Source organism: Streptococcus sp. 5905, from assembly GCF_013276505.1.
Lineage (GTDB): Bacteria > Bacillota > Bacilli > Lactobacillales > Streptococcaceae > Streptococcus.
Window position 1 is genome coordinate 1 of sequence record NZ_VMLC01000001.1, and the last position, 15,403, is coordinate 15,403.

Annotated in this window: 8 protein-coding genes and 2 pseudogenes; 9 read left to right on the forward strand and 1 reads right to left on the reverse strand. The window is 43.2% G+C overall.

Annotated elements, in window-relative coordinates; all coding sequences use genetic code 11:
- Positions 1–130 precede the first annotated feature (130 nt).
- Positions 131–1,410, reverse strand: a pseudogene (locus HT680_RS00005) (transposase).
- A 290-nt stretch (positions 1,411–1,700) separates the two neighbouring features.
- Here HT680_RS00005 and HT680_RS00010 point away from each other — a divergent pair.
- The 9 genes and pseudogenes from HT680_RS00010 (at position 1,701) to recA (ending at position 15,347) form a co-directional block, all read left to right on the forward strand.
- A pseudogene (locus tag HT680_RS00010) lies at positions 1,701–2,243 on the forward strand (helix-turn-helix domain-containing protein).
- A 345-nt stretch (positions 2,244–2,588) separates the two neighbouring features.
- Entirely contained in the window at positions 2,589–6,191 is a 3,603-nt protein-coding gene (gene rpoB / locus HT680_RS00015; protein WP_173257304.1) for a DNA-directed RNA polymerase subunit beta, read from the forward strand.
- A gap of 32 nt (positions 6,192–6,223) precedes the next feature.
- Positions 6,224–9,889 carry a DNA-directed RNA polymerase subunit beta' gene (gene rpoC / locus HT680_RS00020; RefSeq protein WP_173257306.1) on the forward strand — a complete coding sequence of 1,222 codons (3,666 nt, stop codon included), beginning with the start codon at positions 6,224–6,226 and terminating at the stop codon, positions 9,887–9,889.
- 204 nt (positions 9,890–10,093) lie between these two features.
- A complete protein-coding gene (locus tag HT680_RS00025) occupies positions 10,094–10,717 on the forward strand; it encodes a hypothetical protein (RefSeq protein WP_173257308.1) in 624 nt (207 codons plus the stop codon).
- A gap of 103 nt (positions 10,718–10,820) precedes the next feature.
- Entirely contained in the window at positions 10,821–11,264 is a 444-nt protein-coding gene (gene tsaE / locus HT680_RS00030) for a tRNA (adenosine(37)-N6)-threonylcarbamoyltransferase complex ATPase subunit type 1 TsaE (protein WP_061417733.1), read from the forward strand.
- Complete coding sequence (locus tag HT680_RS00035) at positions 11,254–11,775, forward strand: GNAT family N-acetyltransferase (RefSeq protein WP_173257310.1); 522 nt, start codon at positions 11,254–11,256, stop codon at positions 11,773–11,775. The genes tsaE and HT680_RS00035 overlap by 11 nt, the downstream gene beginning before the upstream one ends.
- A gap of 4 nt (positions 11,776–11,779) precedes the next feature.
- Complete coding sequence (locus HT680_RS00040; protein ID WP_009014109.1) at positions 11,780–12,814, forward strand: LCP family protein; 1,035 nt, start codon at positions 11,780–11,782, stop codon at positions 12,812–12,814.
- 73 nt (positions 12,815–12,887) lie between these two features.
- On the forward strand, positions 12,888–14,144 hold the full coding sequence (locus HT680_RS00045) for a competence/damage-inducible protein A (protein ID WP_173257312.1): 1,257 nt from the start codon (positions 12,888–12,890) through the stop codon (positions 14,142–14,144).
- A 54-nt stretch (positions 14,145–14,198) separates the two neighbouring features.
- A complete protein-coding gene (gene recA, locus HT680_RS00050) occupies positions 14,199–15,347 on the forward strand; it encodes a recombinase RecA (protein WP_173257314.1) in 1,149 nt (382 codons plus the stop codon).
- Positions 15,348–15,403 lie beyond the last annotated feature (56 nt).

The window sequence follows — 15,403 nt, forward strand, 5'->3', positions numbered from 1 at the left end:
TCCTGTCTTCCCGATTGATTTATTGACCAAGATACTTAAGTGAGTATCTTTCACGCCGTTAAGCGCCAGATCCTAAATCTGGTGCGTCTGCCAATTTGGCTCTTTGTCAACTGTAGTGGGTTGAAGTCAGCTAAGATCGAGAAAGGACGAATTTCGTCCTTTCTTTTTTGATGTTGAGAGCGATGAAAATCCGTTTTTTGAAGTTTTCAAAGTTTCGAAAACCAAAGGCATTTCGTTTGATGAGTTTAATGAGATTATTAGTCGCTTCTAATTTTGCATTAGAATAGGGTAACTGAAGGGCGTTGACGATTTTCTATTTGTCCTTGAGAAAGGTTTTAAAGACAGTCTGAAAAAGAGGATGAACCAGCTTTAGGTTGTCCTCAATGAGTCCGAAAAATTTCTTCGGTTCCTTATTCTGAAAGTGAAAAAGCAAGAGCTGATAGAGATTATAGTGGTGTTTTAAGTCTTCGGAATAGCTCAAAAGCTTGTCTAGAATTTCTCTATTCGTTAAGTGCATACGAAAAGTAGGGCGATAAAATCGCTTATCGCTGAGTTTACGACTATCTTGTTGAATGAGCTTCCAGTAGCGCTTGATAGCCTTGTATTCATGGGATTTCCGATCAAACTGATTCATAATTTGAACACGAACACGACTCATAGCACGGCTAAGATGTTGAACAATGTGAAAGCGATCTAGAACGATTTTAGCATTTGGGAGTGAAACAGTCTGGGAGACTGTTTCAGCCTGAGCCTAGAAATTCGAAAGCGAAGTCGTTTAGCCAAGTTATAGTAAGGGCTAAACATATCCATTGTAATGATTTTCACCTGACAGTGAACGGCTCTATCGTATCGAAGAAAGTGATTTCGGATAACAGCTTGTGTTCTTCCCTCAAGGACAGCGATGATATTGAGCTTCTTAAAGCCTTGTACGGTAAAACTCATTTTAAAGGCGTACTCGTCTCAGGACATAGTCTTATGAAGTCGACTAAAGTCATTAAGCTTGCGAATGACAGTTGAAGTTGAAATAGACAGCTGATGAGCAATATCGGTCATAGAAGTCTTTTCAATCAACTTTTGAGCAATTTTTTGGTTGATAATACGAGGGATTTGATGATTTTTCTTGACTAGGGAAGTCTCAGCGACCATCCTTTTCGAGCACTGATAGCATTTAAAACGACGCTTTTTCAGAAGAATTCTGGTAGGAATACCAGTTGTTTCGAGGTAAGGAATCTTAGACGATTTTTGAAAGTCATATTTCTTCATTTGTGTTCCGCAATCAGGACAAGATGGGGCGTCATAGTCCAGTTTAGCGGTGATTTCCTTGAGGGTATCCATATTGATGATATCTAGAATCTGGATATTAGGGTCTTTAATATCGAGTAGTTTTGTGATAAAATATAATGGTTCCATATGATTCTTTCTAATGATGGTTTGGTCACTTTTCATTATAGGTCATATGGGACTTTTTTTCTACAACAAAATAGGCTCCATCATATCTATAGGGGATTTACCCACTACAAATATTATAGAGCCCCACCTAGCCTTCCTAAAAATGTAATGATTTAACTAACTTATAGTTAGCTCCTGATTTCATTTGATAATAGGCTTGAAGATGTTGTCAAATGAAAGATCATATAGGCATAAGAAAACACCTCTGTGTTATACTTGTTGTTCACCACAAACACAAGAAAGGAACAGAGATGCAAATCAATTATACTACAAAAGCTAAACACTTGACAATCCATAGTCGTCGCTTAATCGAACGATGGAAAATATAAGGGAAATCAAATAGAGAAATCGCCTCTCTACTTGGAAAAGCTCCTCAGACCATCCACAATGAAATCAAGCGTGGGACAGTCCTGCAATGTCTAGAAAAGGGACGATTCAAAAAGATTTATTCTGCCGACTATGCTCAAATGCTTTATGAAACCAATCGGAAGCGCTTCGTGAAGAAATCAATCTTGACCAAAGAACTAAAACAAAAGATTCTCCACTATCATAACCAAAAGTTGTCTCCTGAAATGATGGTCAAGGTTAAGGGTCTTACATTGGGAATGTCAACCATCTACTACTGGATTCATCATGTAAAATTGGGATTGAACAAACAGAATCCCCTTTATCCTAGAAAAGGTACTAAGAAAACGACTCCTAAGGAAGTCGCCTTCATCGAAAATTGGATTAACAACTATCCTAAAAAATGCTTGGACTACAAGTCTCCCAGAGAATTTCTGCTTGCTGGCTAACTTGAACTCGAAATTTAGCAATAATATATAGGAAAAAATTGTTTGAAAAATGGTAAAAAACCTTGAAAAATCTTACCTAATAAGGTATAATAAAAATAATCATTTGTCGTAGGTTTTGTCTGAAATATTGTCCAGACATGACTCACAGCAGTTAAATCTTCTGAAAAAGTCGGATTTAGCTGCTCTTTTTGTGCTTTTTTTCAGGTTTTCGAGTGCTTGTAACAAAGATTTAAAGATTCTGAAAATTCATCGAAGGGACATGGTGATAAGGTTTTTTATAACCATATGACGATTAGAAAAGCCTGATTGATAAGGCTTGGAACTTATTTACAAAGGAGAATCATCTTGGCAGGACATGACGTTCAATACGGGAAACATCGTACCCGTCGTAGTTTTTCAAGAATCAAAGAAGTTCTTGACTTACCAAATTTGATTGAAATTCAAACAGATTCATTCAAAGCTTTCCTAGACCATGGTCTTAAGGAAGTGTTTGAAGATGTATTGCCAATTTCAAACTTCACAGACACAATGGAGTTGGAATTTGTTGGCTATGAAATCAAGGAACCCAAATACACGCTCGAAGAAGCGCGTATCCACGATGCCAGCTACTCAGCACCAATTTTTGTAACCTTCCGCTTGATCAATAAAGAAACAGGCGAAATCAAGACCCAAGAAGTCTTCTTTGGTGATTTCCCAATCATGACAGAAATGGGAACCTTCATCATCAATGGTGGTGAACGTATTATCGTATCTCAGTTGGTTCGCTCGCCAGGTGTTTACTTTAACGATAAAGTTGATAAAAACGGTAAAGTGGGTTACGGTTCAACTGTTATCCCTAACCGTGGAGCTTGGTTGGAACTGGAAAGCGACTCAAAAGACATCGCCTATACTCGTATCGACCGTACTCGTAAGATTCCATTTACGACCTTGGTTCGTGCGCTTGGTTTCTCAGGTGATGATGAAATCTTTGATATCTTCGGTGACAGCGAATTGGTTCGCAATACTGTTGAAAAAGATATCCACAAGAATCCAATGGACTCTCGTACAGACGAAGCCTTGAAAGAAATCTACGAACGCCTTCGTCCAGGTGAGCCTAAGACTGCTGAGAGCTCACGTAGCTTGCTTGTGGCACGTTTCTTCGACCCACGCCGCTACGATTTGGCCGCAGTTGGTCGTTACAAGATCAATAAAAAACTCAACGTTAAAACACGCTTGCTCAACCAAACCATTGCGGAGCCATTGGTAGACCCTGAAACTGGTGAAATCTTGGTAGAAGCTGGGACCGTTATGACTCGTAGCGTGATTGAAAGCATCGAGCACCACTTGGATGGCGACTTGAACAAGATTGTTTATATTCCAAACGATGCAGCTGTTCAGACAGAACCAGTTGTCCTTCAAAAATTCAAGGTTGTTGCTCCGACGGACCCAGACCGTGTTGTAACCATCATCGGAAATGCCAATCCTGACGACAAGGTTCGTGTTGTAACTCCTGCGGATATCCTTGCAGAAATGAGCTACTTCCTCAACTTGGCGGAAGGTATCGGACGTGTGGATGATATCGACCACCTTGGGAACCGTCGTATCCGTGCAGTTGGTGAATTGCTTGCCAATCAAGTACGTCTTGGACTTTCTCGTATGGAACGTAATGTCCGTGAACGTATGTCTGTTCAGGACAATGAAGTTTTAACACCACAACAAATCATCAATATCCGTCCTGTAACAGCTGCGGTTAAAGAATTCTTTGGTTCATCACAGTTGTCACAGTTCATGGACCAACACAACCCGCTTTCTGAGTTGTCTCACAAACGCCGTTTGTCAGCCTTGGGACCTGGTGGTTTGACACGTGACCGTGCTGGATATGAAGTACGTGACGTGCACTATACTCACTATGGTCGTATGTGTCCAATCGAGACACCTGAGGGACCTAACATCGGTTTGATCAATAACTTGTCATCATACGGACACTTGAACAAGTATGGATTTGTTCAAACTCCATACCGTAAGGTTGACCGTGAAACAGGTGTAGTCACAAACGAAATCGTTTGGTTGACAGCCGATGAAGAAGATGAATTTACTGTAGCGCAGGCTAACTCTCGCCTCAACGAAGATGGTACTTTTGCTGAGAAAGTTGTCATGGGACGTCACCAAGGGGTCAACCAAGAGTATCCAGCAGAAGTGGTTGACTACATGGACGTGTCACCAAAACAGGTAGTTGCCGTTGCGACTGCATGTATTCCTTTCTTGGAAAACGATGACTCCAACCGTGCCCTCATGGGTGCCAACATGCAACGTCAGGCTGTGCCATTGATTGATCCAAAAGCTCCTTACGTTGGTACTGGTATGGAGTATCAAGCAGCCCATGACTCTGGAGCGGCTGTGATTGCTCAGTATGATGGTAAAGTTACATACGCAGATGCTGACAAGGTAGAAGTACGCCGTGAAGATGGTTCATTGGACGTTTACCACATCCAAAAATTCCGTCGTTCTAACTCAGGTACTGCCTACAACCAACGCACTCTCGTTAAAGTTGGCGATGTCGTTGAAAAAGGCGATTTCATCGCTGACGGGCCTTCTATGGAAAATGGAGAAATGGCGCTGGGACAAAACCCAATCGTTGCCTACATGACATGGGAAGGTTACAACTTCGAGGATGCCGTTATCATGAGCGAACGCTTGGTCAAAGACGATGTCTACACATCTGTCCACCTCGAAGAATACGAATCAGAAACGCGCGATACAAAGCTTGGGCCTGAAGAAATTACTCGTGAAATTCCAAACGTTGGGGAAGATGCCCTTAAAGACCTTGACGAAATGGGGATTATCCGTATCGGTGCTGAGGTTAAAGAAGGCGATATCCTTGTAGGTAAAGTCACACCTAAGGGTGAGAAAGACCTTTCAGCTGAAGAACGTCTCTTGCACGCTATCTTCGGAGACAAGTCTCGTGAGGTGCGTGACACTTCTCTTCGTGTACCACACGGTGCCGATGGTGTCGTTCGTGATGTTAAGATCTTTACACGTGCAAATGGAGATGAGTTGCAATCTGGCGTTAACATGCTGGTTCGCGTCTACATCGCTCAAAAACGTAAGATCAAGGTCGGGGATAAGATGGCTGGACGTCACGGAAACAAAGGGGTTGTCTCTCGTATCGTTCCTGTAGAAGACATGCCTTACCTTCCAGATGGAACTCCAGTCGATATCATGTTGAACCCACTTGGGGTGCCATCACGTATGAATATCGGTCAGGTTATGGAACTCCACCTTGGTATGGCAGCTCGTACTCTTGGTATCCACATCGCAACACCAGTCTTTGACGGAGCAAGTTCTGAAGACCTTTGGGACACTGTCAAAGAAGCAGGTATGGATAGCGATGCCAAAACAATCCTTTACGATGGACGTACAGGTGAGCCATTTGACAACCGTGTATCAGTTGGTGTCATGTACATGATCAAACTCCACCACATGGTTGACGATAAATTGCACGCGCGTTCAGTCGGACCTTACTCAACCGTTACTCAACAGCCACTTGGAGGTAAAGCTCAGTTTGGTGGACAACGTTTCGGTGAGATGGAGGTTTGGGCTCTTGAAGCCTACGGTGCGTCAAATGTCCTTCAAGAAATCTTGACCTACAAGTCTGACGATATTAACGGACGTTTGAAAGCTTATGAAGCTATCACAAAAGGAAAACCAATTCCAAAACCAGGTGTCCCAGAATCCTTCCGAGTTCTTGTGAAAGAATTGCAGTCTCTTGGTCTTGACATGCGTGTCCTTGACGAAGATGATCAAGAAGTGGAACTTCGTGACTTGGATGAAGGAATGGACGAAGATGTCATCCACGTAGATGACCTTGAAAAAGCCCGCGAAAAAGCAGCCCAAGATGCAAAAGCAGCCTTTGAAGCTGAAGAAACTGCAAAAGCGGAAGCAACAGAAGAAGCTGCTGACCAAGAATAAGCAGTTCACTTAGAATAGAAAGGGAAGAAATAGTGGTTGATGTAAATCGTTTTAAAAGTATGCAAATCACCCTAGCTTCTCCAAGCAAAGTCCGTTCATGGTCTTATGGAGAAGTCAAAAAACCTGAAACAATCAATTACCGTACGTTGAAACCAGAACGTGAAGGACTCTTTGACGAAGTCATCTTCGGTCCTACAAAGGACTGGGAATGTGCTTGTGGTAAGTACAAACGCATTCGTTACAGAGGGATTGTTTGTGACCGCTGTGGGGTTGAAGTAACGCGTACGAAAGTTCGTCGTGAGCGTATGGGACACATCGAGTTGAAAGCTCCTGTATCTCACATCTGGTATTTCAAGGGGATTCCAAGCCGTATGGGCTTGACCCTTGATATGAGTCCTCGAGCCCTCGAGGAAGTTATCTACTTTGCGGCTTATGTGGTGATTGATCCTAAGGATACTCCACTTGAGCACAAATCAATCATGACAGAGCGCGAATACCGTGAGCGCTTGCGTGAGTATGGCTATGGATCATTCGTTGCCAAGATGGGTGCCGAAGCTATCCAAGACCTTTTGAAACAAGTAGATCTTGAAAAAGAAATTGCTGAACTCAAAGAAGAGTTGAAAACAGCTACTGGACAAAAACGTGTCAAAGCCATCCGACGTTTGGATGTTTTGGATGCCTTTTACAAGTCTGGAAATAAACCTGAATGGATGATTCTCAACATCCTTCCAGTTATTCCACCAGATCTCCGTCCAATGTTGCAGTTGGATGGTGGCCGTTTTGCCTCATCTGACTTGAACGACCTTTACCGTCGTGTTATCAACCGTAACAACCGCTTGGCTCGTTTGCTTGAGTTGAACGCACCAGGTATCATCGTTCAAAATGAGAAGCGTATGCTTCAAGAAGCAGTTGACGCTTTGATTGATAATGGTCGTCGTGGTCGTCCGATTACAGGACCAGGTAGCCGTCCACTTAAATCATTGAGCCACATGCTCAAAGGGAAACAAGGACGCTTCCGTCAAAACTTGCTCGGTAAACGTGTTGACTTCTCAGGACGTTCCGTTATCGCCGTTGGTCCAACTCTTAAGATGTACCAATGTGGTGTGCCACGTGAAATGGCGATCGAGCTCTTTAAACCATTCGTCATGCGTGAAATCGTTGCCCGTGACATCGTGCAAAACGTTAAGGCAGCTAAACGCTTGGTGGAACGTGGAGACGAACGCATCTGGGATATCCTTGAAGAAGTAATCAAAGAACACCCAGTTCTTTTGAACCGCGCACCGACCCTTCACCGTTTGGGTATCCAAGCCTTCGAGCCAGTCTTGATTGATGGTAAGGCCCTTCGCTTGCACCCGCTTGTCTGTGAAGCCTACAATGCCGACTTTGACGGGGACCAAATGGCCATCCACGTACCGCTTTCAGAAGAAGCTCAAGCAGAAGCTCGTATCTTGATGTTGGCTGCTGAGCATATCTTGAACCCGAAAGATGGTAAACCAGTTGTTACTCCATCTCAGGACATGGTTTTGGGTAACTACTACTTGACCATGGAAGAAGCTGGTCGTGAAGGGGAAGGAATGGTCTTCAAAGACCGTGACGAAGCGGTTATGGCTTACCGTAATGGTTATGTTCACCTCCACTCACGTGTTGGTATTGCAACAGACAGCCTTAACAAACCATGGACAGAAGAGCAAAAACACAAGGTCTTGTTGACAACTGTTGGTAAAATCCTTTTCAACGACATCATGCCAGAGGGTCTGCCTTACTTACAAGAACCTACAAATGCTAACTTAACAGAAGGTGTTCCAGCTAAATACTTCTTGCCACTAGGTGGAGATATCAAGGAAGCAATCAGCAATCTTGAACTCAACCCTCCATTCAAGAAGAAAAATCTTGGGAATATCATCGCTGAAATCTTCAAACGTTTCCGTACGACAGAAACTTCTGCCCTACTTGACCGCATGAAGAACCTCGGTTACCACCACTCAACTCTTGCAGGTTTGACAGTGGGTATTGCCGATATCCCAGTTGTTGAAGACAAGGCTGAAATCATTGAAGAATCACACAAACGTGTAGAACAAATCACCAAACAATTCCGTCGTGGTATGATCACGGACGATGAGCGCTACAACGCTGTTACAGCTGAATGGCGTGCTGCTCGTGAAAAATTGGAGAAACGTTTGGTTGCCAACCAAGATCCTAAGAACCCAATCGTTATGATGATGGACTCTGGAGCCCGTGGTAACATCTCAAACTTCTCACAGCTTGCCGGTATGCGTGGTCTGATGGCGGCTCCGAACGGACGTATCATGGAATTGCCAATCCTTTCAAACTTCCGTGAAGGTTTGTCAGTACTCGAAATGTTCTTCTCAACTCACGGTGCCCGTAAAGGTATGACCGATACAGCCCTTAAGACAGCCGACTCAGGCTACTTGACTCGTCGTTTGGTTGACGTTGCCCAAGACGTTATCATCCGTGAGGACGACTGTGGAACAGACCGTGGTCTCTTGATCCGTTCTATCGCAGAAGGAAAAGAGATGATCGAGTCTCTCGAAGAGCGTCTCAATGGTCGTTACACTAAGAAAACTGTTAAACATCCAGAAACTGGTGCGGTTATCATCGGGCCAAATGAGTTGATTACAGAAGACAAGGCGCGTGAAATTGTTAATGCTGGCGTGGAAGAAGTGACTATCCGTTCTGTATTTACATGTAACACTCGTCATGGTGTCTGTCGTCACTGTTATGGTATCAACTTGGCGACAGGTGATGCGGTTGAAGTTGGTGAAGCAGTTGGTACAATCGCTGCCCAATCTATCGGGGAACCTGGTACACAGCTTACAATGCGTACCTTCCACACGGGTGGGGTTGCCTCAAATACCGATATCACTCAGGGTCTTCCTCGTGTCCAAGAAATCTTTGAAGCCCGCAATCCTAAAGGGGAAGCGGTCATCACAGAGGTCAAAGGACAAGTTACTGCCATCGAAGAAGACGCGTCAACTCGTACCAAGAAAGTCTTTGTTAAGGGTGAAACTGGCGAAGGTGAGTACGTGGTTCCATTTACAGCACGTATGCGTGTTGAAGTTGGAGACCAAGTCTCTCGCGGTGCTGCTCTTACAGAAGGTTCTATCCAACCAAAACGTCTCCTTGCAGTTCGTGATGTCTTGTCTGTTGAAACTTACCTTCTCGGTGAAGTACAAAAAGTTTACCGCAGCCAAGGGGTAGAAATCGGTGACAAACACATCGAGGTAATGGTTCGTCAAATGATCCGTAAAGTTCGTGTCATGGATCCAGGGGACACAGATCTTCTCATGGGTACTCTCATGGATATCAACGACTTTACAGATGCTAACAAGGATGTTCTTATCGCAGGTGGAGTTCCAGCGACTGGTCGCCCAGTTCTTATGGGAATCACCAAAGCCTCACTTGAAACAAATAGTTTCTTGTCAGCGGCTTCCTTCCAGGAAACAACTCGTGTTCTTACAGATGCAGCCATCCGTGGTAAGAAAGACCATCTCCTTGGACTCAAGGAAAATGTTATCATCGGTAAGATCATCCCAGCAGGTACTGGTATGGCTCGCTATCGTAACCTTGAACCACAAGCTATCAATGAAGCAGAATATCTGGCTCCAGAACAAGAAGAGACAGAAAACGCTCCAGTAGATGAAACTGTGGAAATCCAAGTTGAAGAAACAGTAGAATAAAAGCAAATAGGAGGGCCTTCGGGTTCTCTTTTGTTTTACCCTTTTGTCTATTGGGGTTAGGTGAGCACGAAGCAATATCTCTCAGATCGCTTCAACTATTTTTCATTTTTGTCAGTTGAGCGTCAAAATTGGACATTTGAGAAGAGAGGTGAATTTTTATCTTTCTCGCAGAGTATAATCATGTATACGAAAGGGGAACTGAAAATGATAAAATCAATTCGCATCTTATTGTTACTGGCTTTGATCCAGATTAGTCTGAGTAGCTGTTTACTGTGGAAGGGAGCCATCTTAACCTTAAAGCAGTCAAGCGCTTATTTTCTAGTGTTTATCGTATTGGCATCAGGTCTGTGCACGGGGATGAATTTCTTTTATACCCAAGATCAGGATGTTCATAGCATTATAAGCAGTCAGAAAAAAGTGAAACTATTTTATAGTACCTTGTTGGTTTTAAACCTAGTAGGTGTCTGTCTGGTATTATCGGAGACTATTTTAACACAGACAGCTTTTCAGCAAGAGTTGGTAGACCTTTTCTTGCCTTCCTTCTTTTTCTTGTTTGGGATTGATTTACTTGTCTTTTTACCATTTGAAAAGTACAGTCGAGATTTGAAAACCACTCTCGATAAGAAAAAAACAGTTGTCCTGACAGTTTTGACAACCTTGCTGTTCTTGAGAAATCCAATGACAGTTTTATCCATTGTTTTTTATGTTGGTTTGGGATTCATTTTTGCCCAGTTTTTATTTCCAAAATCTATGAGAAGAGAATTTTCCTTTTACGGGCATGTAATCCGAGATATTTTACTTGTCGGCGCCATGTGTATATTTTTTTAAAACCACTTTTCTATCAATAAAAATCCCTTATTTTACCAAAGTTGTTATAGTAAGTTTGTAAAGAAAATTCACACAAAAGAAAACTTTTTGGTATAATAGTAGCATGTACACAAAAAATGAAGAAGAGCTGATTAATCTGGGAGAACGCCTAGGAACCTTGCTCCAAAAAAATGATGTTTTGATCTTGTCTGGGGAATTGGGTGCTGGTAAAACAACCTTTACAAAGGGTCTTGCCAAGGGCTTGGGGATTCGTCAGATGATCAAAAGTCCAACCTACACCATCGTGAGAGAGTATGAGGGTCGCCTTCCGCTCTACCACTTGGATGTCTATCGGATTGAGGGGGATGCTGATTCGATTGACTTGGATGAGTTTCTCTTTGGTGGTGGTGTGACCGTTATCGAGTGGGGACATCTTTTGGGTGAGGATTTGCCAGATTCCTACTTGGAGTTGGAACTCTTGAAAGAGGCTGAGGGTCGTCGCCTCTATTTTACCGCTCAGGGTTCTCGTGCTGAGGAATTGATCAAGGAGCTTCAAGATGGAGTATGAACTTTGTATTCGTGAGGCTGAAGCTCATGATGCAGCTGCTTTGGTTGCATTCTTGGATTTAGTTGGACAGGAGACAGATTTCACCAGTCTGGATGAAAATGGTATCCTGATGACAGCTTCTGAAATGGCGCTTTTTATTGAAAAGCAAGCGACTTCAGATAACCAAATCACTCTCCTAGCCCTCCTGAATGATGAAATTGCAGGTGTTTTGAACATCACGGCAGAGCAACGTATACGGATTCGCCACATCGGGGATATCTTTTTGGTCATCCAAAGGAAGTTTTGGAATCATGGCTTAGGAAGCATACTCCTTGAAGAGGGAATTGAGTGGGTTAAAACCAGTGGAGTTCTGCAGCGTTTGCAGCTCAGTGTACAAAAGCGCAACGAGGCAGCTATCCACCTCTATTCAAAATTTGGATTTGTTACAGAAGGCTTACAAGAAAGAGGAGCCTATTTAAAAGAAGGGATATTTTTAGACGTTTACCTGATGGGTAGACTGATAGATAAATGATAAGATGGTAAAAAAAATAATCGGAATGCTACTAGCTTTTCTAGCAGTAACGGCTTTAGGTGTGGGTGCATATGCCTATACTATTTATTATCAAGGAACTGAAACCTTAAGTAAAAAAACTTATAAGAAAATTGGTGAAGAAACCAACGTGATTGAGGCGACAGAGCCTTTGACCATTCTTTTGATGGGGGTAGATACGGGAAATGTAGAACGTACAGACCCTTGGGCGGGGAATAGTGATTCCATGATTCTTCTGACAGTCAATCCGAAAACCAAGAAAACCACTATGATGAGTTTAGAACGGGATATTTTGACCAAGATTGAAACTGGAAATGGCCAAGTTCAGGAAGCAAAACTCAATGCTGCCTATGCCAATGGCGGTGCAGAGTTGGCTATTTCAACCATTCAAAAAATGATGAACATTCATATCGATCGTTATGTGATGGTCAACATGCAAGGACTCCAACAGCTAGTTGATGCAGTTGGGGGCATCACAGTCAACAACACACTCGGTTTTCCAATTTCGATTGCTGATCAGGAAGAATTTAATAAAATCTCGATTGGAGTCGGTGAGCAAACTTTGAATGGTGAGGAAGCCCTGGTCTATTCACGGATGCGTTATCAGGATCCTGAGGGAGACTATGGTCGTCAAAAACGTCAACGTGAAGTCATTCAAAAGATTATGGAAAAGGTCTTGAGCCTCAATAGTATCAGTCATTATCAAGCTATCTTAAAAGCGCTTAGTGATAATATGCAGACAAATGTTGATTTGTCTGCCTCCAGTATTCCACAACTACTTGGTTACCAAGATTCCTTTAAAAACATCGAAACACATCAACTTCGTGGTGAAGATGCTGAGTTGCAAGGAATCTCTTACCAAATCGTAACGAGAGAGCATATGCTAGAAATGCAAAATCTCTTGCGTCGTTCCCTAGGGAGAGAGGACGTAGCAGAGTTGGAGACCAACGCTGTTCTGTATGAAAATCTTTATGGTCGAACAGCACCTTCCACAAATGCTTCAAACGAAGAGATAGAATAAAACAAAGAATCAAATCGTGGGACTTTCCTGCGATTTTTTCAAAAAGAATCCGAATAGATAGGTAGGAGGAAAGATGAAAGCAGAAATTATTGCTGTAGGAACAGAAATTTTAACAGGGCAGATCGTCAATACCAACGCCCAGTTTTTATCAGAAAAGCTAGCAGAAATTGGAGTAGATGTCTACTTCCAAACAGCTGTCGGAGATAATGAAGCGCGTCTCATGTCCTTGCTTGAGATTGCGAGCTCGCGTAGCAGTCTAGTTATTTTGACAGGGGGCTTGGGGCCTACTGAGGATGATTTAACCAAACAAACTCTGGCAAAATTTTTGGGAAAAAACTTAGTGTTTGACCCTCAAGCGCAAGAGAAACTGGATGTCTTTTTTGCTCGTAGACCTGACTATGCTCGGACACCGAATAATGAGCGCCAAGCCCAAATTGTAGAAGGGGCGACTCCACTGCCAAATGAGACAGGTTTAGCAGTAGGAGGGGTATCGGAAGTGGATGGCGTGACTTACGTAGTCCTTCCAGGACCTCCTAGTGAGCTGAAACCCATGGTCTTAAATCAGCTCTTACCTAAGTTAATGACTGGTACCAAGTTATACTCACGTGTGCTCCGTTTCTTTGGGATTGGTGAAAGTCAGTTGGTGACCATTTTGGCGGATTTAATTGACCATCAAACTGATCCGACCTTGGCACCTTATGCCAAAACGGGAGAGGTGACCTTGCGTTTGTCTACAAAAGCAGTCAGTCAAGAAAAGGCTGATCAAGCATTGGACACCTTGGAAAATCAAATCTTAGATCGCCAGACTTTCGAGGAACTTTCTCTGCGAGACATCTGTTATGGATATGGGGAGGAGAGCAGCCTAGCAAGTGTCGTTGTAGAAGAGCTTAAGAAGAGAAAGAAAAGCATTACTGCAGCAGAGAGCTTGACGGCAGGCCTTTTTCAAGCGACATTAGCAGACTTTTCAGGCGTTTCTGCCATCTTTAATGGCGGTTTTGTCACTTACAGCTTAGAAGAAAAGTCCAAGATGCTGGAAATTGCCGAGCAAGAGCTAAAAGAACACGGGGTCGTTTCAGAGTTTACGGCTCAAAAGATGGCAGAGCAAGCACGGCTAAAGACTCAGTCTGATTATGGAGTCAGTTTGACGGGTGTGGCTGGGCCAGATAGCCTAGAGGGGCATCCAGCTGGGACAGTCTTTATTGGCTTGGCACATGCAAAAGGGACAGAAGTTATCAAGGCTAATATCGCAGGGCGGAGCCGAGCAGATGTTCGTCAGATTGCGGTCATGCATGCCTTTAACCTAGTTCGCAAGGCTTTATTAAGTGACTAACTTTTGATATAATAGTAGATAGGTCTTAGGACTATTAGAATATAGGAGAATAGAATGGCGAAAAAACCAAAAAAATTAGATGAAATTTCAAAAAAGTTTGGAGCGGATCGTGAAAAAGCCTTGAACGATGCTCTTAAATTGATTGAGAAAGACTTCGGTAAAGGTTCAATCATGCGTTTGGGTGAACGTGCGGAGCAAAAAGTGCAGGTCATGAGTTCAGGGTCTTTGGCTCTTGACATTGCTCTTGGTTCAGGTGGTTATCCTAAGGGACGTATCATCGAAATCTACGGACCAGAGTCTTCTGGTAAGACAACGGTTGCCCTTCACGCTGTCGCGCAAGCACAAAAAGAAGGTGGTATCGCAGCCTTTATCGATGCGGAGCATGCTCTTGATCCAGCCTATGCAGCAGCACTTGGTGTGAACATTGATGAATTGCTCTTGTCACAACCAGACTCAGGAGAGCAAGGTCTTGAAATTGCAGGAAAATTGATTGACTCAGGTGCAGTTGACCTTGTCGTTATCGACTCAGTTGCGGCTCTTGTACCTCGTGCGGAAATCGATGGGGACATTGGAGACAGCCACGTTGGTTTGCAGGCTCGTATGATGAGCCAAGCCATGCGTAAACTCGGAGCTTCTATCAATAAGACTAAAACAATTGCCATCTTTATCAACCAGTTGCGCGAAAAAGTTGGGGTCATGTTTGGAAATCCAGAAACAACACCTGGTGGACGTGCTCTGAAATTCTACGCTTCAGTCCGTTTGGATGTTCGTGGAAGCACACAAATCAAGGGAACTGGTGACCAAAAAGATACCAATGTCGGTAAGGAAACCAAGATTAAGGTCGTGAAAAATAAGGTAGCTCCACCGTTTAAGGAAGCCTTCGTTGAAATCATGTACGGAGAAGGAATTTCTAAGACCGGTGAGCTCTTGAAGATTGCAAGTGATTTGGATATCATCAAAAAAGCAGGAGCTTGGTACTCTTACAAGGATGAAAAGATCGGTCAGGGTTCTGAAAATGCTAAGAAATACTTGGCAGATCACCCAGAAGTCTTTGATGAGATTGACCATCAAGTCCGTGTTCAATATGGCTTGATTGAAGATGAAGAAGAAACAACTCCTACTTCTGTCGTTGAGGATCTAGCGCCTAACCAAGAAGTGACACTTGACCTAGGCGATGGACTTGAAATCGAAATTGAAGAATAACATAAAAAGTAGCAGATAGGAACTGCTACTTTTTATGTTTATTTCAGATGAAAGAA

Coding starts and splice junctions, on each gene's coding strand:
- HT680_RS00025 (WP_173257308.1), top strand. CDS start 10,094: ATGATAAAATCAATTCGCATCTTATTGTTACTGGCTTTGATCCAGATT.
- tsaE (WP_061417733.1), top strand. CDS start 10,821: ATGTACACAAAAAATGAAGAAGAGCTGATTAATCTGGGAGAACGCCTA.
- HT680_RS00035 (WP_173257310.1), top strand. CDS start 11,254: ATGGAGTATGAACTTTGTATTCGTGAGGCTGAAGCTCATGATGCAGCT.
- HT680_RS00040 (WP_009014109.1), top strand. CDS start 11,780: ATGGTAAAAAAAATAATCGGAATGCTACTAGCTTTTCTAGCAGTAACG.
- HT680_RS00045 (WP_173257312.1), top strand. CDS start 12,888: ATGAAAGCAGAAATTATTGCTGTAGGAACAGAAATTTTAACAGGGCAG.
- recA (WP_173257314.1), top strand. CDS start 14,199: ATGGCGAAAAAACCAAAAAAATTAGATGAAATTTCAAAAAAGTTTGGA.